General features: G+C 68.4%; 33 protein-coding genes and 1 tRNA gene. 20 read left to right on the top strand and 14 right to left on the bottom strand.

Annotated features, from left to right (window positions below):
- Positions 1–1,078 precede the first annotated feature (1,078 nt).
- The gene (locus Voc01_RS31025) at positions 1,079–2,380 is read left to right on the top strand and encodes a hypothetical protein (protein ID WP_203931149.1); all 1,302 of its coding nucleotides are present in this window, start codon (positions 1,079–1,081) and stop codon (positions 2,378–2,380) included.
- A gap of 319 nt (positions 2,381–2,699) precedes the next feature.
- Here Voc01_RS31025 and Voc01_RS31020 read toward each other — a convergent pair whose 3' ends face one another.
- Positions 2,700–2,948, bottom strand: a complete 249-nt coding sequence (locus tag Voc01_RS31020) for a hypothetical protein (RefSeq protein ID WP_203931148.1) — start codon at positions 2,946–2,948, stop codon at positions 2,700–2,702.
- 14 nt (positions 2,949–2,962) lie between these two features.
- Between Voc01_RS31020 and Voc01_RS31015 the strand changes: the two genes are divergently transcribed.
- The gene (locus Voc01_RS31015) at positions 2,963–3,517 is read left to right on the top strand and encodes an HD domain-containing protein (protein WP_203931147.1); all 555 of its coding nucleotides are present in this window, start codon (positions 2,963–2,965) and stop codon (positions 3,515–3,517) included.
- Here Voc01_RS31015 and Voc01_RS31010 read toward each other — a convergent pair.
- Together Voc01_RS31010 and Voc01_RS31005 are read right to left on the bottom strand one after the other, a co-directional pair.
- Positions 3,505–3,975 (bottom strand): NUDIX domain-containing protein, encoded by a 471-nt coding sequence (locus Voc01_RS31010; protein WP_203931146.1) that lies wholly within the window; start codon positions 3,973–3,975, stop codon positions 3,505–3,507. The genes Voc01_RS31015 and Voc01_RS31010 overlap by 13 nt on opposite strands.
- Positions 3,972–4,736, bottom strand: coding sequence for a helix-turn-helix domain-containing protein (locus Voc01_RS31005; RefSeq protein ID WP_203931145.1), 765 nt, complete (start codon positions 4,734–4,736; stop codon positions 3,972–3,974). Before Voc01_RS31005 ends, Voc01_RS31010 begins: the two co-directional genes overlap by 4 nt.
- A 177-nt stretch (positions 4,737–4,913) precedes the next feature.
- Between Voc01_RS31005 and Voc01_RS31000 the strand changes: the two genes are divergently transcribed.
- From Voc01_RS31000 to Voc01_RS30920, 17 genes are all read left to right on the top strand, one after another.
- Positions 4,914–5,234, top strand: a complete 321-nt coding sequence (locus Voc01_RS31000) for a hypothetical protein (protein ID WP_203931144.1) — start codon at positions 4,914–4,916, stop codon at positions 5,232–5,234.
- 306 nt (positions 5,235–5,540) lie between these two features.
- Positions 5,541–6,533: a hypothetical protein gene (locus tag Voc01_RS30995; protein WP_373873892.1), complete on the top strand. Its 993-nt coding sequence runs from the start codon at positions 5,541–5,543 to the stop codon at positions 6,531–6,533.
- A 15-nt stretch (positions 6,534–6,548) separates the two neighbouring features.
- On the top strand, positions 6,549–6,932 hold the full coding sequence (locus tag Voc01_RS30990) for a hypothetical protein (RefSeq protein ID WP_203931143.1): 384 nt from the start codon (positions 6,549–6,551) through the stop codon (positions 6,930–6,932).
- Between the two features lie 36 nt (positions 6,933–6,968).
- On the top strand, positions 6,969–7,172 hold the full coding sequence (locus tag Voc01_RS30985) for a hypothetical protein (RefSeq protein ID WP_203931142.1): 204 nt from the start codon (positions 6,969–6,971) through the stop codon (positions 7,170–7,172).
- 134 nt (positions 7,173–7,306) lie between these two features.
- Positions 7,307–8,134: an FtsK/SpoIIIE domain-containing protein gene (locus tag Voc01_RS30980; protein WP_203931154.1), complete on the top strand. Its 828-nt coding sequence runs from the start codon at positions 7,307–7,309 to the stop codon at positions 8,132–8,134.
- Positions 8,135–8,262: 128 nt separating this feature from the next.
- A complete protein-coding gene (locus Voc01_RS30975; protein WP_203931141.1) occupies positions 8,263–8,658 on the top strand; it encodes a DUF6197 family protein in 396 nt (131 codons plus the stop codon).
- On the top strand, positions 8,655–9,161 hold the full coding sequence (locus Voc01_RS30970) for a DUF6197 family protein (protein ID WP_203931140.1): 507 nt from the start codon (positions 8,655–8,657) through the stop codon (positions 9,159–9,161). The genes Voc01_RS30975 and Voc01_RS30970 overlap by 4 nt, the downstream gene beginning before the upstream one ends.
- Positions 9,158–9,472 (top strand): hypothetical protein, encoded by a 315-nt coding sequence (locus tag Voc01_RS30965; protein ID WP_203931139.1) that lies wholly within the window; start codon positions 9,158–9,160, stop codon positions 9,470–9,472. The genes Voc01_RS30970 and Voc01_RS30965 overlap by 4 nt, the downstream gene beginning before the upstream one ends.
- Entirely contained in the window at positions 9,472–9,681 is a 210-nt protein-coding gene (locus Voc01_RS30960; protein ID WP_203931138.1) for a hypothetical protein, read from the top strand. The genes Voc01_RS30965 and Voc01_RS30960 overlap by 1 nt, the downstream gene beginning before the upstream one ends.
- Positions 9,678–10,079 (top strand): RRQRL motif-containing zinc-binding protein, encoded by a 402-nt coding sequence (locus Voc01_RS30955; RefSeq protein WP_203931137.1) that lies wholly within the window; start codon positions 9,678–9,680, stop codon positions 10,077–10,079. The genes Voc01_RS30960 and Voc01_RS30955 overlap by 4 nt, the downstream gene beginning before the upstream one ends.
- Before the next feature lie 28 nt (positions 10,080–10,107).
- Entirely contained in the window at positions 10,108–10,422 is a 315-nt protein-coding gene (locus tag Voc01_RS30950) for a hypothetical protein (protein WP_203931136.1), read from the top strand.
- A gap of 196 nt (positions 10,423–10,618) precedes the next feature.
- Positions 10,619–10,912: a hypothetical protein gene (locus tag Voc01_RS30945; protein ID WP_203931135.1), complete on the top strand. Its 294-nt coding sequence runs from the start codon at positions 10,619–10,621 to the stop codon at positions 10,910–10,912.
- A gap of 5 nt (positions 10,913–10,917) precedes the next feature.
- A complete protein-coding gene (locus Voc01_RS30940; protein WP_239160596.1) occupies positions 10,918–11,781 on the top strand; it encodes a DUF2637 domain-containing protein in 864 nt (287 codons plus the stop codon).
- Positions 11,778–12,203, top strand: a complete 426-nt coding sequence (locus Voc01_RS53345) for a hypothetical protein (protein ID WP_239160595.1) — start codon at positions 11,778–11,780, stop codon at positions 12,201–12,203. The genes Voc01_RS30940 and Voc01_RS53345 overlap by 4 nt, the downstream gene beginning before the upstream one ends.
- Positions 12,200–13,771, top strand: a complete 1,572-nt coding sequence (locus Voc01_RS30930; protein ID WP_203931134.1) for a replication initiator — start codon at positions 12,200–12,202, stop codon at positions 13,769–13,771. Before Voc01_RS53345 ends, Voc01_RS30930 begins: the two co-directional genes overlap by 4 nt.
- Positions 13,772–13,842: 71 nt before the next feature.
- Positions 13,843–14,046, top strand: coding sequence for a helix-turn-helix domain-containing protein (locus tag Voc01_RS30925; RefSeq protein WP_203931133.1), 204 nt, complete (start codon positions 13,843–13,845; stop codon positions 14,044–14,046).
- Positions 14,046–15,206 carry a site-specific integrase gene (locus tag Voc01_RS30920; RefSeq protein ID WP_203931132.1) on the top strand — a complete coding sequence of 387 codons (1,161 nt, stop codon included), beginning with the start codon at positions 14,046–14,048 and terminating at the stop codon, positions 15,204–15,206. Before Voc01_RS30925 ends, Voc01_RS30920 begins: the two co-directional genes overlap by 1 nt.
- Before the next feature lie 69 nt (positions 15,207–15,275).
- Here the strand turns inward: Voc01_RS30920 and Voc01_RS30915 are convergent.
- Both Voc01_RS30915 and Voc01_RS30910 read right to left on the bottom strand, forming a co-directional pair.
- A tRNA-Pro gene (locus tag Voc01_RS30915) sits at positions 15,276–15,349 on the bottom strand.
- Between the two features lie 118 nt (positions 15,350–15,467).
- Positions 15,468–15,821, bottom strand: a complete 354-nt coding sequence (locus tag Voc01_RS30910) for a nuclear transport factor 2 family protein (protein ID WP_203931131.1) — start codon at positions 15,819–15,821, stop codon at positions 15,468–15,470.
- Between the two features lie 78 nt (positions 15,822–15,899).
- On the opposite strand from Voc01_RS30910, the gene Voc01_RS30905 reads away from it, so the two are divergent.
- Positions 15,900–16,733, top strand: a complete 834-nt coding sequence (locus Voc01_RS30905; RefSeq protein ID WP_203931130.1) for a MerR family transcriptional regulator — start codon at positions 15,900–15,902, stop codon at positions 16,731–16,733.
- 94 nt (positions 16,734–16,827) lie between these two features.
- On the opposite strand, the gene Voc01_RS30900 is transcribed toward Voc01_RS30905, so the two are convergent.
- The 9 genes from Voc01_RS30900 to Voc01_RS30860 all read right to left on the bottom strand — a co-directional run bounded on the left by Voc01_RS30900 (position 16,828) and on the right by Voc01_RS30860 (position 24,769).
- On the bottom strand, positions 16,828–17,076 hold the full coding sequence (locus Voc01_RS30900) for a hypothetical protein (RefSeq protein WP_239160594.1): 249 nt from the start codon (positions 17,074–17,076) through the stop codon (positions 16,828–16,830).
- A gap of 22 nt (positions 17,077–17,098) precedes the next feature.
- Positions 17,099–17,407: a GlsB/YeaQ/YmgE family stress response membrane protein gene (locus tag Voc01_RS30895; protein WP_203931129.1), complete on the bottom strand. Its 309-nt coding sequence runs from the start codon at positions 17,405–17,407 to the stop codon at positions 17,099–17,101.
- Positions 17,408–17,455: 48 nt separating this feature from the next.
- A complete protein-coding gene (locus Voc01_RS30890; protein WP_203931128.1) occupies positions 17,456–19,141 on the bottom strand; it encodes a glycoside hydrolase family 5 protein in 1,686 nt (561 codons plus the stop codon).
- A gap of 65 nt (positions 19,142–19,206) precedes the next feature.
- Positions 19,207–20,139 (bottom strand): methyl-accepting chemotaxis protein, encoded by a 933-nt coding sequence (locus Voc01_RS54180; protein WP_275423769.1) that lies wholly within the window; start codon positions 20,137–20,139, stop codon positions 19,207–19,209.
- Positions 20,136–20,681 (bottom strand): PAS domain-containing protein, encoded by a 546-nt coding sequence (locus Voc01_RS30880; protein ID WP_203931127.1) that lies wholly within the window; start codon positions 20,679–20,681, stop codon positions 20,136–20,138. The genes Voc01_RS54180 and Voc01_RS30880 overlap by 4 nt, the downstream gene beginning before the upstream one ends.
- A 367-nt stretch (positions 20,682–21,048) precedes the next feature.
- Positions 21,049–21,795 (bottom strand): maleylpyruvate isomerase family mycothiol-dependent enzyme, encoded by a 747-nt coding sequence (locus Voc01_RS30875; protein ID WP_203931126.1) that lies wholly within the window; start codon positions 21,793–21,795, stop codon positions 21,049–21,051.
- 56 nt (positions 21,796–21,851) lie between these two features.
- Positions 21,852–22,664 (bottom strand): ABC transporter ATP-binding protein, encoded by an 813-nt coding sequence (locus Voc01_RS30870; RefSeq protein WP_203931125.1) that lies wholly within the window; start codon positions 22,662–22,664, stop codon positions 21,852–21,854.
- Positions 22,665–23,726: a FecCD family ABC transporter permease gene (locus Voc01_RS30865; protein WP_203931124.1), complete on the bottom strand. Its 1,062-nt coding sequence runs from the start codon at positions 23,724–23,726 to the stop codon at positions 22,665–22,667.
- Positions 23,723–24,769, bottom strand: a complete 1,047-nt coding sequence (locus Voc01_RS30860) for a FecCD family ABC transporter permease (RefSeq protein WP_239160593.1) — start codon at positions 24,767–24,769, stop codon at positions 23,723–23,725. Before Voc01_RS30860 ends, Voc01_RS30865 begins: the two co-directional genes overlap by 4 nt.
- Positions 24,770–24,843: the final 74 nt, after the last annotated feature.

The raw sequence follows: 24,843 nt of genomic DNA, 5'->3' as shown, positions 1-24,843 counted from the left end.
CAATGGTTCAGATCCTTACGCTGACGCCGGGACCCCACAGTGGAACGGCCCTCATCCGGGCAATCATCGGGCCGAGGGCCGCTCCACTGGCGCCTGCGACTGTTGGCGGACACCGAGGATTCCGGCTCCGCGGACAGAAAGCTGCAAGTTCTTGCACTACTTGCAGTGACAGCACGTGGTGGCCTGACCGAGACGGCTCGGCTGGTCGATCGAACCGATGACCACTGGGCGTTCGACACCATGACCGCGACCAGACACACGCGGAGGCAAGCCGACCTGCACCGCAGGCGCGCCCAGCGCGCCGAGGAGCGGAAGCGGCGCGGCAGCAGGCATCGACCGCGTCCGCACTCGACACCGCCGGCCGAGCAGCAGTGAACACGGTAGGTAAGAGTCCATGACCGTCCACCCGGAGTCGACGTGTCCGCCCAACCGGAACACCCTGTCCGCTGGCCTGGAAATTTGCATGTCCGCTGGCAGCGACCCCAGTTGGCGAACGTGGGGTCGCCCCATTTCTGGGCTTCGTCGCCGGTCAGTTAGATCTGCCAGCGCGTTCTACCGCCTCGGGCTTGACGGGCATAAATCGAGTGTCGGCCATGCGCGTGCGGAGACATCCGCCACCTGGCGGATGTACACATGTCAGAAAGACACCTATCGAAACGACACATGTCATATCGGAATGTGGCCGCCCATCGCAGCTGCATCGATGGCTGACCCTCGCCTCGGAAGAATGGCGAATATGGGCGAAACTGGCACTGACCTGCGCGAACGCTGGTCGTTCGTGGTCGGCGTTGGTTGCCCCTTTTCACGTTTGCCGGCCTGGACACGGCCTGATCATGAAAGAGGACGTGTCGCGTAGGGTCGGGGCCAGGAAGGCTCCACCTAACACCCCGTAGAAGATGTTCCAAACCGTAGTGTCAACACTGGCAAAGCAGCTTGCCGGGCTCCGGCGGCTCCTGCTGCTGTTTGCCTGCGTATGCTCATCCCGGCAACGGAAGGGATGTCGAACGGAATGACCGTATTTGGTGAAGCAGGTCGGCCGTGGGTTCTTGTGGCGGGGGCTGAACGTGACTCGCCACTCGTGGCGACTATTCAACGATACGCCTCCGTAATAACCGTCCTAAGTACTCATGAACCTAGTGCAGAGGTCCGCCAATCAGATTATGACGCTATAGTCGTAGTAGGAGATATCGGCGTCTTAGACCGTGGCTTAAACGTCATCCAGTTTGGCGGCACAACACTTCGCGATGAATTTAAGTATGTAGACAGCGGAACGGCAGTTTTTTTCTTTATCGAGAATGCCGCTGAAGGACTGGCTGGAAAGTTGGAAGTCGCAAGCGGATTGCCAGAGCAGGTCGCCAAATTGGCGCGTGAATCACTAGGACCATGGCTACTCGAAAATTCGCCGAGAGCCATCCTTAAGTATCACGTGACGCGACGCACCGGGACTGCCAATACGTCGACATTGGCGGCCGTAAGGCGTGACAAATTGTCTGTAATTCAGCCGCTCGTGTCAGAGTTTGGGGGACGACCGTGTGCGGGATACTGGTCACGTGACGTGTCTTCGCAGGGCGGACTGCCGCAGCATTGGTGGTTGCCAGAAAAAACACCGGACAGTGGGTCGTGGATAGCGGCGATCTTCTCGGTATGGCGCGAACTTGATCCTGTCGCTTTTCCCACACGAGCCGACTGGGAGACTGACCCTCAATGGATGACGAAATCTGAAATTGATGCCTTGACCCAGCTCGAACAAGCGGAACAAGAGCTGGACAGTACAACGCGTCAGCTCAAAGAGCGAGTTTCCGAGCTGCGGGTCAAATTGGACGACCTGCGAATGGCCACCAATAACCTAGATCGACGTCTCTTGTCTAGCCAAGGAGACGACCTGAAGAATGAGACAGCTAGGGCCTTGGCGGAGCTCGGGTTCCGTATTGTGGATTCCGACGAAGCGAGAATCGCCGAAAATAGCAGCTTGCTAGAAGATCTTGAAGTACATGATGGGACGTCATGGGTGGCGATTGCGGAGGTTCGTGGTTACGGCAAAGGTGCAAAGACGTCTGACTTCCAGCGACTGGCTCGTGCTGCGCGTGGATTTGAGCGGCGAAATGGTCGAGACGCTGACGCCCGTTGGTATATCGTAAACCACAACTTGTCTCAGCCTCCCAGCGAGCGGCGTCCAGTTCTGGCAGGAGCAGAGTCTGACGTTCAGGAATTCGCTCTTGACAACGGTTGCGTTATTGATACGCGAGATCTGTTTCGACTTCGCGAGTCAGTTCGGTCCGGAGATATGGACGCCGTGGCTGCTCGAACGCTTCTGAAGGAGTGCCGGGGTATTTACGTACATGCAATGTATGTTCCAGATACTGCTAACCCGTCTCCATAAGGTCGGCTAAGGCTTCCCGTCTGCCGTCGTCCCGCACATTCGTGGAGCGGGCCGGCGCCCGGGCCGCCATGTCAAGGCGGTCTTGACGGTCGGGAGGCGGCTGGCGGTCCCGGGCGGTGGTCTGCTCGGCTTGCTCGGCGGCGACGGCAGACGGGATCTGAGCCCGACCACCGATCAGCGCGACCGGCCGACGGTCCCGGCATCCCGGAGTCTGAGGCCCCCGCCGGAGGCGCTCTGACCGCGACCCGCGACGGCCAGGTCGTCGCCGTCGAACCGCGCGCCTCGACTCGCCGGCGCGCTCCGGCCGGCGGCGCACCCGTCAGCCCACGAGCTCCGGATCTGTCGTCCTCGGCGGTCCGGGGCCTTCTGCGTTCCGCGCCAGCCGACGGGCCCGGCAGGAGAGCCTGCGGCCGAGCGCCCGAGCGAGGCCGCGCGGCTCGTGCCCGGTCGGCGGCGCGAGCGGCCCGTCGAGGGCCGCCTTGAAGACGTACAGAAAGTTCTCACCGGACTTGTCGGCGGCCGGCCGGCCGGTGCCGAGCGCGTTACTTGGCGGAACCTCGGGCGGCATGGGACGCTCGGCCCGTGAGGGCGGATGAAGCGGCGAGGATCGCGGAGGGACATCTTGCGGCGGTGAACCCGCGTCGCTGGGGGCACGTGTGCGCGGTGGGCACCAAGGCCGAGTGGCTGGCCCACGTCCTGCCTGATCCTGCCGACCGGCGTGACCTGGTCGCGGCTGCCTGGCTGCATGACATCGGGTACGCGCCCGACCTCGTCGACACCGGCCTGCACGCGCTCGACGGTGGCCGCTGGCTACGGGACAACGGGTTCAGCGAGCGCATCGCCGGACTGGTCGCTCATCACTCCTGCGCGATGTTCGAGGCGAAGGAACGGGGCCTGGCCGATGTCCTAGCCGCCGAGTTCCCGCAGGAGCAGTCGCCGACGGCCGACGCGCTCTGGTATGTCGACATGACGACTGGCCCTGACGGGCAGGATCTGAGCGTCCGAGCGCGGCTCGCCGAAGTTCGGGCAAGGTACGGCCCCAATCATCTGGTGACCCGGTTCTGGGCCAAGGCGGAGCCAGTGCTCGTCGACGCAGTTACGCGTACGGAGGATCGCCTCGCTCATCAGCCGATGTAGGGCTGTGACCGGTTCTCGTACCCGTGGTCGATCCGAAGTCGCATGGACGGATGGATCCCGAGAGTGTCGAGATCGGTTCTCCGAGTCCAGCGGACCTCGGATGACTCATCACTGACACGGAGTTCGCCGCCGACCGGCTTTGCGCGGAAGCAGATCGAGAACTGTTGGCGTACCTCTCCATTGCTGTACTCGACCACGTGGTTCGGGTTGGTGTAGATGCCGACGAGTCCGGTGACCTCAACGTCGATACCGGCCTCCTCCTTCGTCTCACGGACAGCAGCTTCGGCGACGAACTCGCCCAAGTCCTGCGCTCCGCCGGGCAGCGCCCACAGACCGTTGTCCGTGCGGCGAATCAGCAGGACGCGGTTGTCCGGATCGAGGACGAACGCCGTAGTTGCCACGACGATACTGTTCGCCTTCGGCGCGTTGGGGTCGTTGAAGTGCTCGATGCGGCTCATGTTGCGGCGGCCTCCTCGTCAGGCCACAAGCGCAGAGATGTGGACATGGTGCGATCGACGCTGTCGGCGTAGAAGTCGAACATGTCGCCGCTTCCGAGTCTGCGGAGGTGGAGAACGGGTGCGTGGGCGGCGGGGAACCCGAAGGCATGCGTGTTGACGAGCATCTCGTCGTCGAACCGATAGATGGAGTTGTACAACGTGGTCCGGTGAAGACCCACTCGCGCGCCCTTGACTCCGCGCAGTGGCTCGTAGGAGCGCTGTACGCTGCGGACCTTGCCCGCCATGACCTCGCCGATCCCTTCGTCGTGTCCTCGTTCGCGGACGTTCGGGGAATCCGGATCACCGAGCAGCACGAGTACATCAGCTCCATCCCGCGCCTTCTGCGCCAGTGTCTTGGCGAGACGCGGGAACAGCTCGGGCAGGAACAAGCCCGAGTAGACAAGGATGCTAATGGTCGCCGTTGCCTGCTCCATCAGCCGATGCCAAAGATCCGTCGGTACGGCGGAGCGCCGGGAGTAGATGCGAACGACCTCGGACTGGTTGATGCGCTCGAGCCGGTTTGGTGGCAACGCGTCCGGCCACAGATACGACTCGCGTTCCTGTACCAGGGTCGCAACAGCGCGGCGGTGCCGTAGGTACGGCGGCCGCTCCTGAGTAATCCATCGTTCGGCAGTCTTCGGGTTCACGCCGACCCGGTCCGCAAGCTCGGCCGGCGTCAAGCCTGCCCGCAAGAGCGCATCGCGTAGTCGCTCGTTCGGCATGGGACGTCTCTTCTGTAGGGGGACATCTGAGGGACACGATGGGACGTCTTGACGATAGAAGAGACGTCCCTAGATTTCCAGAGGTGTGGTAATGATGTCGCTACAAATTCACGACAGTGGTTCTCACCGGAGCGCAAGTCCCACAAGGGGACTGGCTCAGAGACAGGAGGACACGTCGTGAAGTTGTACGTGGACACGAAGGGCAAGCAGGTTCAGGCGACGCGGGAGTCGGAGCCGAAGAACGACCAGAACGGTAACCAGCGGTCGGAGAAGGGGACGGGCCGGCTCATGTGGTCGACTCAGGTCTTCGTGCTCGACGAGACCGGTGGCGAGGTCATCGCGGTGACGACGGCAGGTGAGAAGCCGAACGTCACGGCGGGGCAGCTCGTCACGATCGAGCAGCTGGAGGCCATTCCGTGGGCGACCAACGGGCGTAACGGCGTTGCGTTCCGTGCCGTCTCGCTGAAGCCGGTCTCTGGTCCGGCATCGAGCAAGTAACTCTCGTCGGTTCGTCGCGCTGCGCTCGGCCACCGGTGTCCGTGGCTGATCTTCCAGCAGACCGTTCCGTCTGCTGTCTGAAAGAGACCGGGTAACCGGCAACCGCCCAGGCTGTGCCTGGGCTCGCGACCCCCGGATGGGTCGCATCAGCATCGAGGCGCAGGGCCGTTCGACCTTCTCTCGTCGGCGGCCCTGCCTGCCAGACGTTCGGCCCCTCAAGAAGTTGTGAGCGCAAGGCCCGTCTGGAATTGACGTCCCGAGTCGGACCTCGCGCCCACCGAAATCCACCCTCGAAAGGGAGGACTCATGTTGTCCAAGTCTAGCGGCAAAGGGCTGTTCGGTGGGAAGACCCACGGCACGATCACGGTGATCGATGGCCGTTTCCACCGTTCGTCGGCCCGTAACGCCAAGGTGGCGTTCTACCTGACCGGCATCATCGTCGGCCTGCTCGTCGCCGCTGTCGCGACGGATCGGATGCACCCGATCGCGGCCCTGTTCGTCGGCGCACTCGTCGGCATCCCCGTCGGGGCGGTCGTGTGGACCGTCGTGCGGATCTGGCCGATCCTGCGCCTGATCTGGTGGTGGCTGCCGGAAATCGTGCTGTCCACCGGCGCCATCTACGGCTGGACCATCCTCGCGATGGCCACCTCACCGGCGGTCATGGTCGCCGTCCTCGCGGTCGTCCTCGGCGTTCCCGCCGCGGTGCGACCCGTCCGCCAGCGCATCACCGCCCTGGCGTGGTGCCTGATCGTGCGGCACCGGCTGCGGACCTGCTTCGCGCAGTTCATCACCGCGAACCGGTCCGGTTCGCTGCCGTTGATCGGCATCGCCTACCCGACCCCGATCGGGGAACGGGTCACCATCTGGCTACGGCCCGGTCTGTCCATCAAGGATCTGGAATCCCGGCTGGACAAGCTCGCCGTCGGCTGCTCCGCCGCCACGGTCACCGTGGAAAAGGCATCGGAGACCAACGCCGCCCGGGTGCGGCTGGACATCAAGCGCCGCCAGGTCCTCACCGGCGACGTGGCGAGCCCACTCGTCGACCTCGTCCCCGACCCCACCGGCGACAACGCCGAGAAGGGCACCGACGGGCTCCGCACATTGGTGGCAGTGCCGACGGCACTGGATCTGCCTGACGTCATCAAGCCGGCCACGCCGGTCGACAACGGCAAGGCCAACGGCCACAAGCCCAACGGCAACGGTCGGCGAAGCACCTCGACCAACGGTGGCGACGCCACCACCAACGGCTCGGCGATCAGTTCGGCCAACGGGGTCGACGACGTTGCCGACTGGATCTGACCGGAGGTGACCACAATGGGCAAGAACCTTCCCACGACAACGGCACCTGCCGTCCGCGTCGTGTACTACCCGCAACCGGTCACGACCGCGCCGGTCGTGTACACCCCGCAGCAACTCATCGCCCAGCGCGAAGAACGGGTGCTGCGCTACATGCAATGGCGAACCCGTCAACTCGCCATCCAGGAACAGGACCGCCGTACCCGCCGCACCCTCATCCGGATCGGCGCTGTCGTTCTCGCGGTCGTTCTTCTCGCCGCGTTTTACGGCTGCTGGCTCGTCTACCAGCTCGTTACCGGCCTGCCCGTCGGTGACATCGGCGTCGGGCTTCTCGTCCTGCTGTTCCTGCTCGGTGTCGGTGGCAGCTGCGGCTGCGTGACCATCGTCCAGCACTTCCACTAACCCCGTCGCAACCCCCGGCTTGCAAGGGAGACGCTCATGCCGTCCGACGTTCTGCTGTACCAACTTCTCCTCGTCGAACTCACCAACGCCTTGCGCAACCGCGACGCAGACGCAGCAGGCGCAGTCCTGAAGAAGATGTACACCGTTCAACCCAACTGGACCGAAGGGCTGGTCAACTTCCTGATCCAGGAAGGGCTCCACCGCTCTCGCGCTTCCCACCGGTCCGGTCTATCCGACTGACAACCCCACGTGTGCGCGCCGGCACTGCCATCCCCGTGGCATCCGGCGCCACACCCCCGACCGCTCCCCGGAAGGAGCCCTCAGTGACCACCACCCTGCAACGGGCAGGGCAACCGGTGGCCCCCACAGTGTCGATGTTCGACCCGGTCTACCTCGGTATCGACGAGTACGGCCACCACGTCCATTGCCCGTTCATCTACCGCAACCTCCTCGTCGCAGGCGAACCCGGCAGCGGCAAATCCGGCCTCCTCAACAACGTCGCAAGCCATGCCACGCTCGCATCCCTGCTCGGCAGGGTCCGGCTCGTACTCTTCGACGCCAAACTCGTCGAACTCGGCCCCTACATGGGCGTCGCCGACGAATTCGTCGGGCTCGACCTCGACCACGCCATCGATGTCCTCGAACGACTCCTGATCGTGGCCCGCAACCGCTACTACTGGCTGCTGGTCCACCGAGGACGCAAGATCGAACCCGACGACAACATGACCATCATCGTCACCCTCATCGACGAACTCGCCATGTACTCCACCGTCCTGGGCACCAAGCAACAGCAGGAACGGTTCGTCGAACTCCTCCGAGGCCTGGTCTCCCTCGGCCGCGCCTGCGGCATGCCAGTTGTCGCCGCCACCCAGCGGCCGTCATTCGACATCATCCCCACCAGCCTGCGGGACCTGTTCGGCTACCGCGCCGCGTTCCGCTGCACCACCATCGGCTCCTCCGCCGTCATCCTCGGCCAAGGCCAGGCAGAAGCCGGCTACAACGCCAACGACATCAGCCCCACCAACCCCGGTGAGGGCTACCTCATCGCCGAAGGTGGCACCCCCCGCCGCATCAAAGCGGCCTACCTGTCCGATGCGCAGATCTACCGCATCACCGACTACGCCACCGATGTCCGCCGCCGCAACGGCATCCACACCGCGGACATGAACAAACGGCTCGCCGCACTACTCCCCGCGGCCTGACAGCCAATCACGAACGAACCCGGGGCCGGCCCTGTGCTTGCCGGCTCAAGCCGACCCCGGTCACAGCCCAAATCCCTCTCCCGTTCCTACGGAAGGACGTGGACTCCATGCACCCTACCCAAAAACCGGTGACTACCACCGTCACCGACGGATCCGACCGGTCACCGGCGGAAACCCTGCGTTCGGTCGCGCACTACCTGGAGCAGCACGGCTGGACCCAGCACACCTACTACGGCCCGGGACCCGACCACGCACCCTCGGCATGCCTGCTCGGCGGCATCGGCATCTGCGTCTACGGCCGACCGGTCGACGACCCCGAGTCCTACGTCCGCGCCGGGAGCGACGCCTTCTACGCGGCAACGCGGATCCTCATCGACTACCTCAACGACCGAGACGACTTCGGCTGCGGCAGCGTCGGCTACTGGAACGACGAACCCGGCCGCACCGTCGAGCAGGTCGTCCAGACCTGCCGTGACGCCGCCGACGACTACGACCGTCGCAACCCCACCGGCGGTGCGGCATGAGCCCGAACACCGTCAACAACGCCTTGACACCCAACATCTTCACCTACACCCCGCTGACCGTCGTTGCACGAGACGAGGCAGGGGACATCATCGGCAGCCCCGCCGACACCCTCCGCGCCGCCGCCGGCTATCTGGCCACCTACGGCTGGCACCAGGGCGGCCTCTACGCCGACCTGACCGTGCCCTACCCGGCCGCCGACGTCACCGGCGCCACCCGCGCCGTCATCTACGGCCACCCCACCACTGACCCGGTCCTCGACGGCCGACTCGGCTGGCACGTCGACATCGCGCTCGCCACCCTGGCCGACACCTTCACCTACCCCGAGGACGACCTCCGCGACGACCTGACCCTGCTCGGCTGGCTCGACTACGCCGGCCACGCCGTCTCCGCCTGGAACGACGACACCAACCAGACCGCAGACCAGGTCATCATCCACCTGCTCATCACCGCCGACCAGTACGACAACGACGGTCGCACCCAGGGCCGGCGGTACCGGCGATGAGCTACTTCAACCAACCCGACCCCCGCTCCGGCAAACACGGGTCACCCAAGCGCCGCCGTCGACGCGACGTTGTCGAAAACGACGACTTCGCCGCGTTCGCCCGCCGCATCGTCGCCGCGCACGGCCGACGCGTCGCCGCTGGCGACGTCGAAGCCCTCGCCGACCTCATCCGGCTCGGCGCCGACATCGAAGCGGCCACCGATGACGCCATCGCCGGTCTACGCCGGCACGGCTACTCCTGGGCCGAGATCGGCTCCCGCATCGGCATCTCCCGACAAGCAGCCCAACAGCGATGGGGTGGTGAGCACTGATGGACAACCTCTGCCAGGACCAGCCCGACCGGGCATTCCGATACGCCCAACGGACCGCATTCCTCCTCGGCTCCATCACCGCCTGGATCGGCTTCGCCAAAGACGGACACGTCACCTCCGAGGAGGCAGTGACCGAAATCCAGGTGCTCCTCGACGACCACCACGCCGCACAACGCGCCGACGACGAGCGGGCGGAGGCCGACCGATGACCATCACGATCCCCTACCTCGACACCCTCGTCGCACTCGGCCGGTTCATCGAGTTCTACGACCCATACGGCCACCGATTCGGCATGCCGACCTACCCCTACCGCAACGCCCCCACCGAGTACGCCACCCGCCGCCAACTCCGCGCGGCGAACCTACGCCCCGGCGGTCAGGACATCGCCGCACAGATCCTGTGGCGACACAAAGGAAAGAAACGCGTCGCCTACCTCTACGAAATCGCAGTCGCCAAAGCCAAGCGCACCGCCACACCGGCGCAGCGGGCCGCCATCGACAAGGCCCTTCTCGCCCGGCGGACCTGCCGCACCTGCACCCAGGTCAAGGGCTACTACATCCCCCGCCGATACGGCGAATGCCTCGACTGCGCCCAGCCAGCCCGATAACCCCGGCAACCCCGAAGGGACGCCAGACATGACCACACCGCCCTTTGAACCCGACGACTACGACGACATGATCCAGGTCGACCCGGCCGAATTGGGCTGCGAATGGTGCCTCAGTGGCTTCGCACCTGCTGGTACCCACCACGTCCTCGGCCTCGTATACGTCGCCTGCCGGCACTGCACCGACACCTGCCCCTGCTGCGGCGGGATCGGCATTTTTCCGGCCGACAGCACGTGCCAACACTGCCTCACCGACGCCCTAGCCACGCTCGGCTACACCGCCACGTTCTGCCACACCTGCGTCGGCATCCTCACCGTCCAACGCATCGAGGAGACGACCCTATGACCGCGCTCCTGGTGATCTGCCTCAGCATCCTGGCCGTTCTAGCGGCCCCAACGGTGGCTGCGATTGCTTTCGCGCTCTATCGCCGGTGGCTGCTGTGGCAGCTCCCTCCGCAGCTTCGACTCCTCGCCCGGCACGCCGACGGCCTCTGCAGGCCGTCCTCCTGCCCATATCCCCACGACGTGATCGGAGATCCGCTATGACAACGCGAATCACCGACGGCGTCAAGCTCGACGCCGTCCACGAGCTGCTCCGCGACGTCGCGGCCAGCTACTACATGGGCTGCAAGGCCTACCACATCTTCACCGAGACCGGTGCGGACGAGCGCGTCTACTGGCACATCCGGCTCAAGACCCTGACCCAGTTCGGCAACCAGCTCGCTGACGCACTCGTCGTGGCTCGCCCGAACTGGAAGGTGCTGTACCACACCGCGCGGCGCTACCGGCGCCTCGACCACGACCCGTTCGGCATCCCCATCGTGGCCGGGCGGTGATACTCGTGACCACCGAGCGAGCCGAAGGCCTGGTCCAGGTCATCATCATGCTGGCCATCGGCGCCATGGCCGGCGCCGCGTCCTTCACCCACGTCCACGACGTCACCGTCGCCCACGGACAGCCGAACTGGATCGGCTGGGCCAACGCCGTCGTCGTTGAACTCATGTCCATCGCCCTCGGTTTGGAACTACGCCGCCGGGCACGTACCCACCGACCAACCGCCTTCGTCGGTACGGCGCTGCTGTTCTTCGTCGCGGTCTCCCTCGCCGCGCAGGTCGTCGAGGCAGAACGGTCGGTCATTGGCTGGCTCGCCGCCGCACTGCCGGCCATCGGCTTCCTCGTGCTGGCCAAAGTCGTCCTCTCCCGGACCGCGGCCGTCACCATAACGGCGACAACGAGCGAGCCGGCGACGGCCGACACCACGACATCGTCGCTCATGCCGGACCGGCCCGTAACCACGGATCTGGTGCACACCGCCGACAACCGGCGGCCCCACGACCTGCGGGGCGAGCAGCTCGACGAACTGGACGGTGAGCAGCACGCCCAGGCCGACGAGCTCGTCGGCGAGCACATCACCGACGCGACCGCCACCGAGCAGGACGCCAGCGCTCCCCTCGTGCCGGCTGCTGCCGACACCTCACCGCCGGCGGTCGTCGACCTTCCGGCACACCTGCTGCCAACGGCCAGGTTCTCCATCGTCAACCACCAGCAGACCACCGGACGACCCATCACCGCGCCGGAGCTGGCTACCCGGATGAGCATCGGCCTGGACACCGCCGGGCAACTCCTGCACGCCGTCACCGGCCACACCGAGCAGCACGAGCAGCCGGTACGGGTCAACGGCACCCCGATCGGCGGCACCCGATGAACATCTACCGCATCGACGAACACCACGTGCTCCACCGCTGCCCGATCGACGAGCAGCCGCACGTCATCGATATCCGGCGCACCATCGTGCATGTCACCGACACCGGACCATGCCTGACCCCGGTCACCATCGGCCACGACACCGGCACGACCTCGACGGTCGCCTGCGGCCGGCACGAACCCCACGAACGGCAGTGCGACAACTGCCGCACGGTCATCACGACCGGCACCATCACCACCAGCTACCTCCTCGGCATCACACGGCCGACACCGGCCACCGAGACGGTGGCCACGTCCGGGCTGGCACCCGATCCGTGCCCCGTGTGCGGCGAACCGCTCGCCGCCGTCCTGGCCGCTCGCGGCCGACACCTCGGCTGCCACCGCAGCAGCCGACGCACCCGTCCCGAGCGGGACGCCGCGTGACCCGATCGACGCTGGACCTCACACCCCGGACCCCGGCTACAGCTTCGGCTGCGGCCCCGGCCCGGGGTGTGGGCTCGAACGCCGACCCGGCCACCCCACCCCGCTACATCCCGGCCCACTCCTACACCGTCGCCGGACAGGCCATCACCCGCGCCAACACCGGCGACTACGGCGCCTGGCTCGGCCACATCCGCCCGGCCGCCGGCTGCTCCCACCCCGTCCGGCTGGCCGGCACCATCACCAGCACCACCACCGACCCCGGCGGCGGCCGCGTCATGTCCACCGTCGACACCGCCACCATGCCCGACGGCGTCATCTACAAGCCGTGCGGCAACCGCCGCGCTTCTGTCTGCCCCTCCTGCGCCGACACCTACCGCCGCGACGCCTACCACCTCGTCCTCGCCGGCCTCACCGGCGGCAAAGGCGTCACCCCCGCCGTGGCCAAGCACCCGGCCCTGTTCGTCACCTACACCGCACCGTCGTTCGGCGTTGTGCACACCCAGCGGCGAGGCAAGGCCGGCCAGCAGCTGCCGTGCCGGCCACGTCGACAGCCCGACCCGTGCCCCCACGGAGTCGACGTGCGCTGTCACCGCATCCACGCCGACGGGGAGAAGATCCTCGGCCAACCGTTGTGCCTGGACTGCTACGACCACGGCGCCCAGGTCATCTGGAACAACCAGGCACCGGAACTGTGGCGACGCACCACGATCGCCATCCGACGCGCCATCAGTCGCCGCTGCCGGCAGCTGCGCATCCCGAGCAAGCTCGTCCGGCTGGAGTTCGGCAAGGCCGCCGAGATGCAACGCCGGGGCGTCGTGCACTACCACGCCATCATCCGCCTCGACGGCCACGATCCCGACAACGCCGACGCCATCGTCCGACCCCCGATCGGCATCGGCGTCCTGGACCTGGTCGACGCCGTCGAACACGCCACCACCGTCCGGTTCACCACCGACACCCACCCGGCCCGACCCCGGGGCTGGCCCATCCGGTGGGGCGACCGTGACAAGGGCATCGACATTCGGCCGCTGCGGCTGGCTGCCGACGACGCCATCACCGACGAGCAGGTGGCCGGCTACCTCGCCAAGTACGCCACCAAATCCACCGAAGCCACGGGACACACGTCCCGCCGGCTCACCGATGAGACCATCGACGTGTACGCCGATCCCGACGGCTCACACACCGAGCGACTCGTCGAGGCGTGCTGGACACTCGGCCAACCACGGGCTTGGCGCGGCCTCCGCCGATGGGCACACATGCTCGGCTTCGGCGGCCACTGCTTCACCAAGAGCCGCCGCTACAGCGTGACCTTCCGCATCTTGCGCCAGCGGCGCGTCATCCACGCCCGCACCGAAACCGCGGCTCTCGACGTGCAGCACACTGCCGAAACCACCGTCGTGGAAACCGAACTCGCCTACGCCGGCGCCGGCTGGCGCACCCACGGCGACGCACTCCTCGCCAACACCTCCGCCGCCATGGCCCGCGCCCGACAACAAGCCGCCCACGACGTCCTCACAGACGAGATCAACAACACGCGGCAGGCCATCCCATCAGCCGTCGCCGCCTGACCGATCCGGTGTCAACCCCGCCTTGACACCGAAGCCCCGAACGCGAACCGCTCGACCTCCCGGAAGGAACCATGACCACGACCGACCACAAGGACCTCTACCGCATCCCCGACGTCATGACTCGGCTGAGCCTCAGCCGGTCTGTCATCTACGAACTGATCCGCGCCGGTCGTCTTCATACGGTCAAGGAGGGCCGTACCCGACTGGTTCCCGCCACGGCCATTGCCGATTACCTCGCGCTGCTGGAGCGCGAGAGCATGTCGGACGCCGCCTGATGTCGGCCAAGGACGACAAGGCCGGTAAGCGACGCGGTCGGGGAGAAGGCTCGCTTCACTGGGACGCCGCCCGGCAGCGATGGATCGGGACGGTTACCGTCGGCTATGCCCCTAATGGCAAGCGCATCGTTCGCAAGGTCAGCGACAAGGACAAGGCCAAGGCACGGACCAAACTCAAGGAGAAGATCCGTGAGCATGACGACGGCGTCCTCATCGCAACGAACTCGGCGACGGTCGCCGACGCTGTCACCGACTGGCTCACCTACGGCCTGACAGGTACCGGTCCGTCCACCGTCGCCAACTACGGCATCCTCGCCCGCAGCCACATCGTCCCGCATCTGGGAAAGCGGAAGCTTCGGGAACTCACCGCAACTGACGTAGACCGATGGCTATTGGCCCGCGCCAAGGTGCTGAGCACCCGCACGGTCCGGCTTGTCTACTCGATCCTGCGGCGATCGATTCACCGCGCAATGGCGCGCGACAAGGTCAAACGCAACGTCGTCGAACTCTGCGGCATCCCGACCGGACAAGGAGGCCGACCGTCGAAGTCGCTCACCCTCGATCAGGCCAAGCAGTTGCTCGTCGCTGCCGAGGGTTCCACCCTGCACGCCTACATCGTGGTCTCATTGCTGACCGGAGCACGCACCGAGGAGCTTCGACCACTTACCTGGGACCTCGTCGACCTGGACGGCGTCCCCGACGCTGATCCGGCGATACCGCCGTCGATCCAGGTCTGGCGCTCCGTCCGTGCCGATGGCGACACCAAGACTCGCAAGTCTCGTCGCACCCTTGCCCTGCCAGCCCGGTGCGTCTTCGTACTCCGTCAACACCGCGCCGGCGTGAAGGGTGATCTGGACGGGCGGCTGGTATTCGCCAGTAGCGCGGGCACTGAACTCGACCGGCACAACGTGCTCCGCGCCTTCCGCCTCGTGGCCAAGAGAGCCGGCCTGGAGCCCGCGCAATGGACCCCTCGGGAGTTGCGTCACAGCTTCGTGTCGCTTCTGTCCGACAACGGTCTGCCCATCGAGGCGATCGCCGACCTGTGCGGTCACTCCAGCACGAACATCACCGAGACGGTGTACCGCCACCAGCTCCGGCCCGTGATCCAGGACGGCGCGATCGCCATGGACCGGATCTTCGGCACCGCCGACGGCGGGTAGACACCCAGTTAGCCACCCAGACAGCAGAAGAGGGCATCTCCATCGATCGGAAATGCCCTCTGACCTGTGTCGGGACGGCCGGATTCGAACCGACGACCCCTTGACCCCCAGTCAAGTGCGCTACCAAACTGCGCCACGTCCCGTGCAGCCGCTACAGAGTAGCGCATGCCCCAACCGGCCCGCGCGCGACTTCCTCACCACCTCGCCCGCGAGCCGGTCGGATGGGCCCTGACCAGGCCGGATGTCCGTGGTCACCGTCGGTCAGGGGGTTATGTCCAGGTTGGTGATCAGGTTGTCGGACAGGGTGAAGTGGTACTTCAGGTCGACGACGCCGCCGGGGAAGTTGCCCTCCAGGTGGTTGACCGCCACCCAGCGTGTGGCGTCCACGCGCTGGGCGCCGACCAGGGTGGTCGTGTAGGTGTACTCGGCTCCGGCCTTGCGCAGGAAGTCGGCGACTTCCTCGGTCCCATGGAAGGTTCTGCCCTCGTCGGTGACCACGGCGTCGGGGGAGAACGCGCTGAGGGCGGCCTCCGTGTCGCGGGCGGCGTGGGCTTTGAGGTACGCGGTGATCGTGGTGGGGAGCTCCGCGGGCTGGATGTCGGTCGGTTTCGTCATGGCTCGACGGTGGGGCGTCTCCCGGCGCGATGGTCAAGTACTGGACTCTCCCGCGGGGAGAGGGTGCACAATCCAGCCATGATCGCGATCGGCGAGTTCTCGCGGCTGACCCACCTCAGCGTGCGCACCCTGCGCCGCTACCACGAGGCGGGACTGCTCGAGCCCGCGACGGTCGACGACGCGACGGGCTACCGGTACTACAGCGCCCATCAGATCCCGACCGCCCAGATCATCCACCGCCTGCGCGAGCTCGACGTTCCGCTGCCCGAGGTCCAGCGGATCCTGCGCTCTCCCGACCCCGACGCGCGCGCCACGCTCGTCACCGACCATCTGCGACGGCTGGAGACGCAGCTGGACCGGACGCGCGCGGCGGTGGCGTCGCTGCGCCGGCTCCTGCGCCCCGAGCCGACCCCGCTCGACGTCCAGCTGCGCGCGGTCCCGGCGACCACGGTGGCCGCCATCGAGGACGACGTCGAGTCCGACCATGTCATCGCCTGGTACGCCGGCGCGATGGCAGAACTGGACGCCGCTCTGGGTGAGCAGACCGGCGTACCGGGAGGTGGATCGGCAGGCGGGCAGAACGGCGTCCCGGGAGGGCTGTACGACAACTCGCTCTTCGAGGACGGCCGCGGGCACGTGCTCGTCTACCGGCCGACACCGGACCCGCCGCGCCGGGGCCGGGTGCACCCGGTGAGCCTGCCGGCCGTGGAGCTCGCCACCACCACCCACGTCGGGGAGCACGACGACGTCGACGTCACCTACGGCGAACTCGGCGCCTGGGTGGTGGCCAACGCGCTCGCGGTGGCCGGTCCGGTCCGGGAGCGCTACCTGGTCGGCCCCCGCGACACCCCGGACCCGGCGGCATGGCGCACGGAGATCGGCTGGCCCGTCTTCCGGGTCGCACCGGGCTGAGGCGGAAACGATCTCAGGCCGGGCCGCGCGGGGTTGAGGAGACCAGGGGGAGGCCGGGCCGCACAGGGTTGAGGGGACCGGGGGACCGGCGGCCTCAGGCCTCCGGCTCGACGGTGTCGGTCGACCGGCGGTGGTCGATGCGCAGGTCCGGCGCGGACTCGTCGTACGCCTCGCGGGCGTCGGAGTCGTTCAGGATCTGCTCGGCCTGGGCCGCGGGATCGTCGCTGCCGGCCGCACGCTCCTCCGGGAGAAGGTGTGCGGCCCTGTCATGGACGCGGTCGGACGCCGGATCGTTCATACCGGCCCGGTACCCGCCGGAGCCGTCGCGCAATCGGGCCGACATGGACGGAGGCCGGGCGGTGCGGTCAGCTCCGGGTGCGGCGGTCCGTGTCGAAGGTCGGTGCCAGCACCGCCGCAAGCGCGACCCCCACCACCGCGATGCCGACCTGGATGCCGATCACGAGCCAGTCGAGGGTGCGGCCGAGCACCTCGAAGGTGGCGTCGCTGCCCAGGTCGAACTGGTCGCTGATCCAGGTCCCGGCGACGGCCGCGCCCATGCCGATGAGCACGGTGAGGAGGAGACCGATCCGCTGCTTGCCGGGAATGATGATCCGCGCCGCGATCCCGAGGATCGCGCCGAAACCGATGGCGATCAGATAGTCGTCGACACCCACGTCGGGTGTGGTGCCCAGCGGCGGCGTCCGTCGAAACGTGAAGCCTCGCTAGGTGACCGGCCGGCACAGGATCGCGGCCGGCGACCCGGACGACCCGATCCGGCGTGTGAACGCGACACCCGCCACGTACTCCGTGTCGGCGCACTGTCCCTTGTAGTGGCCGCTGGCGAAGTCCCCACCCGCCGCCCCCGCGGGACGGTTGTCGCCACGGTCGAACCACACCGTGCGTCCCGTCGACCCCGCCGCGACCGGGAGCGCCGCGCACATGGCCCCGGCCACGACGGCGCCGCGCACGCTGTAGCCCACCATCGCGAGACCGGGCGGGCACTGGAGCTTGGTGTACCCCGACGCCCAGTCGGGGGACACGTAACGCTCGTCGACCACGAGCTCGAACCGGCCCGGCTGCGCCGCGTCGACGCACAGGCCGCGGTTGCCGGTGTGGCTGTGACCGGCGAGGCGCTGACCGTCGGGGCAGGCGGCCTTGCGGGCGCCGGGATGCCAGTCGCCGCCGGCCCGCAGGCGCAGCGACTGCACGAAGTCGCCGCGGTCGGGGCTGAGCATCGAGCGGTCCGTCACCGGTGCAACCGCTCCTTCGACGCCCGGCGAGCCGGTCAACCGGGACCACGCCGGTCCGCGCCAGTCGTCGCCGTCGTACGGGCCCGTGCGCCGGCCGGCGGCGTCCCAGTGCAGCAGCGCCCACGAGTTCCGCTCACCCCAACCCACCACCGGCCAGTACGCGAAGTCGGCGTCGGCGGCGACGAGGAGGTCGACGATGTTCTGGAACCAGGCGCGCTGCCTCGCGCCGGTCTCGTCGCGCCCGCCGACGCCGAACTCGCTGACCCACACCGGCGCGGTGAAGTGCTGCCCCGGCTCGCCGGCGACGAACAGCGCCTGCCGGGTCACCACCGCGTGGAGCTGGTCGCGGTCGAGGTCGCGGTAGCGCGGGTCGCTGGTCTCGCCGATGCCGGTGGCGCCACTGTGCCGCGGGCCGGTGTAGTCGTAGAAGTGGGCCGAGTACACCAGCTTCCCGGACCGCACCAGCGTGTGCGACAACGTGCGCACCGGCTCCAGCGTCGGCCGGCCGTGCGGGAGACCGTCGACCGGCAGCCCGGTCCAGTTGATGCCCTCGACGATGATGAGCAGGTCGGGGTTGGCCTCGGCCAGGATGCGGTCACCGAGGCGCTGCGACGCCGCGAACCAGTCGTGGTCGCCGCCGCCGCCCCAGTTCGGATCGTCCATGATGGACCGGCGCACCTCGTTGTACAGGTCGGCACCGACCACGCGCGGGTTGGACCGGTAGCGGCGCACCATGAACAGCCAGTCGTCCTCCCACGTCGCCGCGCTCTGGCTGGCGTTCCACCGCTCGTTGCCGTCGACCCCGCAGCACCACCTCGTGGTGTTGGTGTGGTTGTTGAGGATCACCGCGAGCCCGGCCGCGGTGAGCGCCTCGACCACCGCGTCGTAGACCTGCAGAGGCGTGCGGCCGTTCAGGTGCGGGTTGGCGCCGTCGGCCGCGTCGCCGGTGCCGGTCCACGTGCCGCTGGCGCCGTGCCAGTTGCCCGACCGCAGCTTGAACCGGTTGCCGTTCGCGTCGACGATGTAGCGGCCCCGGGTGCTCAGCGGCGGTGTCCAGGTCTCCGCGTCGGTCGCTGCCGTCCGTCCACTCGCGACATTCACCGGGACCGGGACGAGCGCGGCCAGTACGGCGGCCGTGACCACGACGTGGATCAGCATGCGGTGATTATCGTCGATGAACACCCCGGACGCGATCAGCGTTGCATCGGTGCGGGAAGCGGAGGTCAGCTGTCGCGGACGACCGCGACGAAGCGGGACACCTCCGACCTCAGCACCTCCGCCAGCTGCGAGAGCCCCGACGTGTCCTGCGGGTCGCCCTGGCCGCTCTCGATGGCCGCGGCGATGCCCGCGATCATCTCGTCCATCTGGCGGATGCTGCCGGTGATGCCCTCCAGGGCGGTGCTGGCGTCGCCGGCGGCCCGCTGGACCATCGTCACCTGTTCGCTGATCGCGTCGGTCGAGCGCCCAGCCTCGTCCGCCAGGGTCTTGACCTCGTTCGCGACCACGCTGAACCCGCGACCGGCGTCGCCCGCGCGCGCGGCCTCGATGGTGGCGTTCAGCGCGAGCAGCCGGGTCTGCGACGCGACCTGGGTGACCAGACGCACCGCCTGCCGGATCTCCTCCGACGCGTTGCGCAGCACCGAGACGGTGTTCAACGCGTTGCCGGACTCGTCGACGGCGGTGCGGGCGAACGACGCCAGGCTCGCCGCGGAGGCGCCCATCTCGGTCGCGGCGGTGGCGACCTGTTCCGACACGGTCAGGATGGCCCGTTCCATCTCGTCGGCCAGGCTGAAGCGGGCCTGCGAGGCGGCCTCGACCCGCTCGGCGGTCTGACGCATCGCCTCGCGCGCGCTGTTGATCTGACGGGCACCGGCGCGGTACGCGCCCTTCATGCCGCGCTCGAGGAACCGCCGGTGGTAGCGGCCCTCGTTGGCCGACGTCAACGCCGCCGCCGACTCGCGCACGAAGCCGTCGACGGTGTCGAGCAGCCGGTTCAGCGCGTTGCGCGCGGCCACGACGGCGTCGTCGTCGCTCGTGTGGTGGATGCGGGCCTCGAGGTCACCGGCGGCGGCCTTCTCGCAGACGTCGGCGAACAGCCGCAGCGCCTCGGTGCCGGCCGTGGACTCGCCCTTGGCCACGGTCTCCTTGCGCCTCACGCGGCCGCACCTTCACTCGTCAGTGACCAGATGAACTGGTCGAAGGTCTGCCCGCGGTCGGCGAGCTTCTGGTTGAGCAGCGCCGTCGACGCCTCGATGGCGTCGGCCGGGCGGCTGTGCTGGCGTTCGGCGGCGCGCAGGTCGGCGTAGAGCGCGGTGGTCGCGGCCACCGCGTCGCGGTCGGGGAGTCGTCGGTTGGAGTGGTAGCCGACCACCTGGCCGCTCGCGTCGAACGACGGGGTGACGTGCGCCAGCACCCAGTAGTGCGCGCCGTCGCCGGCGAGGTTGACGATGTAGGCGAAGATCTCCTGCCGGTCCTTGAGCGTGTCCCACAACAGCTTGAACACGCACCGCGGCATGTCGGGATGGCGGATCAGGTTGTGCGGCCTGCCGATCACCTCGTCCTCCGGGAAGGCCGACAGCCGCAGGAACACGTCGTTGGCGTACGTGATGACACCCTTGGTGTCGGTCTTGCTGACGATCAGCTCGTCGGTCCCGAACATCCGCTCGACTCCGCTCGGAGTCACCTGGCCAGCGCGCATGGCACCACCTCTCCGTCCCCAGGGATCCTGTCGGCCGGTGGGCCCGCGACCTGAGAGGAACTCCCGCGCCGCGGCGCGCCGGCGCCTGTTCGGCTCAGGACGCGGCCGGGGCCGCCGATACCGGGTGCGTAGGTGCCGCAGTTCGGGAGCAGATGGGGCGCAGACCGTGGCCACACGAACAGCCGGGCGGAGCCCGGACGCGCTGGTCCGCCGACCTTTCCGTCAAGGCGAAGATCATGTCGGTGGTGCTGTTCGTGGCGCTCCTGAGCCTCGCCGACGGCCTGGTCGTGATGGGCGAACTCGGCGACACCAACGAGAAGGTCGGCACGGTGGCCAACCACACCGAGCTGGTCGACCGCCCGGTCGCTCAGCGCCAGCGGATGCGGATGGCCTTGCGCCACTCCGCGAGCGTCTCCGCGGGGCCCTTCACGGTCAGCTCGTCGGCGCGGTTCCACAGGCTCACGTAGACCTGGGCCGCGGTGCCGGCGAACTCCACGTCGGCGGGGCCGTTGCCCACCGTCGTGGTGACCGGGCCGTCGCCGACGCGCAGGGTCCAGGCGTGACCGGTGTCGTCGGCGCGCACGAGCAGCACGTACCCGGGTGACGCGTGCAGCTGGCCCTTGCCGCGCGTGATGAACCCGGTGAGCAGCTCGTCGATGCCGTCGGCGGCGAGGTCCGGTGCGATGCCGAGGTCGGCGACCGGCGGCACCGCCCCGTGCGCGGCGGCCATCGCGTCGACGCTGTGGATGGTGGTCTCGTGCGCCTGCCGGCGGGCCCAGAACGCCCGCGGCGGCGGCGCGTCCTTGAGGAACACCATCGCCTTCACGTCGTCGGCGGTCGACCGCACCGTGCGGACGAGCGCGTCGAGCCCCTCGTCGTACCAGGGGAGCACGTCGTCGGGCGCCTCCGGCTTGGCCGGGTCCTTCTCGCCGCGCAGGTTCGCCGCCGCCCAGCGGTGCACGCCGCCCTGGTGCGCGAGGAGGGCCCGGACGTCCCAGCGCGGACAGGTGGGCACCGGCGCGTCGAGGCCGGCGGCGCGCGCCGCGGTGGCGAGAGTGGCGCCGCGGTCGGCGATGGCGTCGACGTGCCGTTCGACGGTCAGGTGCGTGGGCATGTCCGCAGGCTACTTCAGGTGCGGTCGAGCCAGTTGCCGGCGCGCGGCAGCCGCGGTCAGGCCTGCTTGACCAGCGAGCGGGGCCGACGGCGGCTGCGGTCGGTCGGTACCACCATCGGCGTGCCGGTCTCGGGGTCGTCGATGACCCGGCACGGCATGGAGAACACGTCGCCGACCAGTTCGGCCGTCATCACCGTCGACGGTGGGCCCTGCGCGAGAACCTTTCCCGCCCGCATGACGATGAGTTCGGTGGCGTAGCGGCACGCGTGGTTGAGGTCGTGCAGCACGGCGACGATCGTGCGGCCCTCCTCGTGCAGCTCGGCGCACAGGTCGAGCACCTCGAACTGGTGCGACAGGTCGAGGAACGTCGTCGGCTCGTCGAGCAGGAGGATCGGGGTCTGCTGCGCCAGCGCCATCGCGAGCCACACCCGTTGCCGCTGCCCGCCGGAGAGCTCGTCGACGAACCGGTCGGCGAGGTCGGCGACCTCGGTGAGGCGCATGGCCTCGGCCACGGCGGCCTCGTCGTCGGGCGACCACTGCCGCAGCAGCTTCTGGTGCGCGAACCGGCCGCGCGCGACGAGCTCCTCCACGACGATGCCGCCGGGCACGATCGGCGACTGCGGCAGCATGCCGAGCTGCTTCGCCACGTGCTTCGACGGGTACGACGCGATCGCCTGCCCGTCGAGGTACACCGCGCCGGCCCGCGGCTTGAGCACCCGCGCGAGCGCCTTCAGCAGCGTCGACTTGCCGCACGCGTTCGGCCCGACGATCACGGTGAACGAGCCGTCGGTGATCCGCACGTCGAGGTGCTCGGCCACGACCCGCCGGTCGTACGCGAGCGTCAGCTCCTGCGCCCTCAGCCGGTCCATTCAGACGCTCCTCGCTCTGTGTTCGCGGAACAGCAGCCAGCACAGGTACGCGCCGCCCAACGCGGCGGTCACGATGCCGACCGGAATGTCCTGTGTAGACAGTGCGCGTTGCGCGACCCAGTCGCTCGCGGCCAGCAGCGCCGCGCCCATCATGGCCGCGGGCAGGATGCCGGCGTGCGGTGATCGCGTCAGTCGCGCGGAGAGCGGTCCCGCGGCCAGTGCGACAAAGGCGATGGGACCGGCGGCAGCGGTCGCTCCCGCCGACAGTCCGACGGCGCCGAGGGCGAGGACGGCCCGGCTGCGCTCGACCGGAACCCCGTGCAGCACGGCGATCTCGTCGCCGAGCGCCAGCATCGAGAGGTGACGCCCGTAGTAGACGACGACCGGCAGCAGCACGACGACGGCGCCCACGACGATCCACACGTGCGTCCAGGTGCGCCCGTTGACGCTGCCGATCATCCACACCTGCGCGGCGAGCGCCTCCTCCAGCCGGGCCTTGTAGATGAGGTAGGAGTTCAGCGCCTCCAGCAGCGCGGAGACCCCGACGCCCATGAGCACCAGCCGGAACGGCTGGATGCCGCGGCGGAACGCGAGCAGGTAGATGCCGACGGCGGTCGCGAGGCAGCCGAGGATCGCGCCGACGATGACCTGCACCCCGCCGCCGCCGAGCACCAGCATCACCAGCAGCGCGCCGGTCGCGGCGCCGATGGTGAGCCCGACGAAGTCGGGGCTGCCGAGCGGGTTGCGGGTGAGGCTCTGGAAGACCGTGCCGCTGGCGCCGAGGCCGGCGCCGACGAACAGCGTGACGAGCACCCGCGGCAGCCGCAGCTCGTAGACGATGAAGTCGGTGCCGGTGTCGCCCTGCCCGGCGAGGCTGCGCAGCACGTCGGCGACGGGCACCGGAAGGTCGCCCGACGACAGGTTCACCAACGCGATCGTCAACGCGATCAGCAGGAGCACCAGCCCGACGACGAACGAGCGCGGGTGCAGCCGCAGCGACACCCCGCCGGCGCGGACGGGCACCCGCCCGGGCGACCGCTTCCTCTCGACGGTGGCGGTCACAGCACCCTCAGCTTGCGACGGCGGCACAGGGCGATGAACAGCGGCGCGCCGAGGAACGCGGTCACCACGCCGACGGGCAGCTCGGCCGGCGCCACGAGGACCCGGGCGAGGATGTCGGACCCGAGCATCAGGATCGGTCCGAGCACGAGCGAGTAGGCCAGGATCCACCGGTTGTCCGACCCGGTCACCAGCCGGGCCGCGTAGGGCACGGCCAGCCCCACGAACCAGATCGGCCCCGACGCGGACGTCGCCGCGCCGCACAGCACGGTGACCGCGAGGAAGCCCAGCCCGCGGATGAGCGCCGGGTGCGCGCCGAGCGCGGTCGCCGACTCGTCGCCCATGCTCAACGCGTTCAGCTGTCCGCCGATCGCCAGCGCCAGCACGACCCCGACGACCATGAGCAGCGCCACCGGCAGCATCGCCGAGGTGTCGCGGTCGGAGAGCGAGCCGACGTCCCAGTGCCGGTAGCGGTCGAACGCCTCCCGCTGGGTCACCAGTATGGCCCACACGACGGCGCCCAGCACCGACGTGAGCGCGACCCCCGACAGGATCTGCTTCTCGATGGTGAGCGCGCGGCCGGCGCCGCCGAGCGCGAACACCGCGGCCGACGTGACCGCCGCGCCCACGAACGCGAACCAGACGTAGCCGACCGGCGTGGTGACGCCGAGGTAGGCGATCGCGAGCACGACGCCGGTGGACGCGCCGAGGTTGACGCCGAGCAGCCCGGGCTCGGCCAGCGGGTTGCGGGTGAGCGCCTGCATCACGGTGCCGGCGAGCCCCAGCGAGGCGCCGACGCCGATCGCGAGCAGCGTCCGGGGCAGCCGCAGCGAGTGGACGATGATCGAGGTGGACGAGTCGTCCTTGTCCCACAGCACCCGCCAGACCTCGGCCGGGTCGGTGCTACGGCTGCCGACCGCGATGCTGAGGGCGACGGCGACCAGCAGCAGGCCCACGCCGACCCACAGGCCGGTCCAGCGGCGTCTCGACCGGGAGACCCGCGGCTTCTCCAGCGACACCGCTGGCGCGCCGGTGACCTGGGTCAATGTGCGCTCCGTCCCACTGTGCCGCCGTCGGCTGGCGTTGCAATTAGGTGAGGCTAACCTACACTGCCAGCAAG

Source organism: Virgisporangium ochraceum (genome assembly GCF_016863655.1).
Classification (GTDB): Bacteria; Actinomycetota; Actinomycetes; order Mycobacteriales; family Micromonosporaceae; genus Virgisporangium; species Virgisporangium ochraceum.
This window is presented reverse-complemented; position numbering and strand designations above follow the sequence as displayed.